This window comes from Actinoplanes sp. NPDC048791, from assembly GCF_040650095.1.
Taxonomy (GTDB): Bacteria; Actinomycetota; Actinomycetes; order Mycobacteriales; family Micromonosporaceae; genus Actinoplanes.
In genome coordinates this window covers 1-1,491 of the sequence record NZ_JBEZGQ010001522.1, presented here as the reverse complement: position 1 = coordinate 1,491, position 1,491 = coordinate 1, and the positions used below count along the sequence as shown (strand labels likewise).

Here is a 1,491-nt window from a genome sequence, read left to right as displayed (position 1 = left end):
GGAGCATCTGCGCCGTGCGGCCGAGCACCGCCGCGGGGCCGGCGACGACCGCGAAGTCGCGAAGAACAACCTGGCCGAGGCCGACCGCCGCCGCCGGCCGCCACCGTAGCGGGTTTCGCGACAACGGGCTTTTGCTGACTTAGGGGTCGCCGAGGCATAGATCAACGTCGGTACGGTACGCAGCCGCCATGGCAGACGACCGGCTGTTGCAGTTGCTGCACGACTGCGACGAGTACGTGGTGAGGCAGCGGCGGTTATTGCTTCGCGCGGAGGTCCTCGGCTTCCCGGGGGACTGCGTGGCGATGGACGCGGCGTTGGATCAGCTGGCCGCGAGCGTTGCCTGTGCCTGGCGGGCGGCGATCACCGAGGGCGAGGGAAAGCGGAAGCGACCGTCGGATCAGTTGCGCGGTGACCCGGGCGGCTGAGGAGGCAGTTCCGTCAGGCGGCGTTCGAGGAAGCGCCGTTCGGCACCGTCGTCGGTGAGCGCCCTCGCCCGCCGGTACGCCTCGCGCGCCTCATCGGTGCGTTCGAGCCTTCGCAACAGTTCGGCCCGGGTCGAGTGCAGGTAGCGGAAGTCGTCCAGCCCGAGCCCGTCGACGATGCGCAGACCGGCCTCCGGCCCGTCGATCTCGGCGACCGCGATGGCCCGGTTCAGCTCGACGACCGGGGAGGCGGTCAGGTTGGCGAGCTCGCCGTACAGTGCGGCGATCTGCGCCCAGTCACACGGCGTCTCGGCATGCAGTGACGCGATCGCCGCCTGCAACACGTATGGCCCGCGGCCGCCGAGGGTGATCGCCCGGTCCAGCTCGGCCCGTCCCCGGACGATCTGCGCGGTGTTCCACCGGGACCGGTCCTGATCCGGCAGCAGCACCAGCTCACCGTCCCGGAACCGGGTCTCGCGGCGGGAGTCGTGCAGGAGCATCATCGCCAGCAGCCCGCGGACCTCCGGATCGGCGGGCAGCAGCTCGGTCAGCGCACCGGCCAGCCAGATCGCCTCGGCGGCGAGTTCCTCGCGGCCGCCGTAGCCCTCGTTGAAGATCAGGTACACGACGGCCAGCACGGCGTCGAGACGTTCGGGCAGCAGGTGCTCTGGCGGCACCCGGAACGGGATCCCGGCCGCCTTGATCTTGCGTTTGGCCCGGACCAGGCGCTGCGCCATGGTGCGTTCCGGGACCAGGAAGGCGCGGGCGATCTCGTCGGTGGTCAGGCCGCCCACGGTACGCAGCGTGAGCGCGACCTGTGCCTCGACGGCGAGCGCGGGGTGGCAGCACGTGAAGATGAGCTCCAGCCGCTCGTCGGGGAACGCGGTGGTGGTCATCGGCACTTCGGCCTCCTGGGCGGCGAGCAGGCCGGCCTTGGCGGCCAGGGTCCGCTCGCGGCGGATGCGGTCGGTGGCCCGGTTGCGGGCTGTCGTGATCAGCCAGGCGCGGGCGTTGCTCGGCACGCCGTCGCGGGGCCACCGGTCCGCCGCGATGGCGAACGCCTCCTGAG

At 71.7% G+C, this 1,491-nt stretch carries 2 protein-coding genes; one reads left to right on the top strand and one right to left on the bottom strand.

Annotated elements, in window-relative coordinates; translation table 11 throughout:
• Positions 1-188 precede the first annotated feature (188 nt).
• On the top strand, positions 189-425 hold the full coding sequence (locus AB0C29_RS48075; protein WP_360835024.1) for a hypothetical protein: 237 nt from the start codon (positions 189-191) through the stop codon (positions 423-425).
• On the opposite strand, the gene AB0C29_RS48070 is transcribed toward AB0C29_RS48075, so the two are convergent.
• On the bottom strand, positions 398-1,491 hold a 1,094-nt coding region (locus AB0C29_RS48070; RefSeq protein WP_360835022.1), incomplete at its 5' end, for a DUF6596 domain-containing protein. The two genes, AB0C29_RS48075 and AB0C29_RS48070, sit on opposite strands and share 28 nt — an antisense overlap.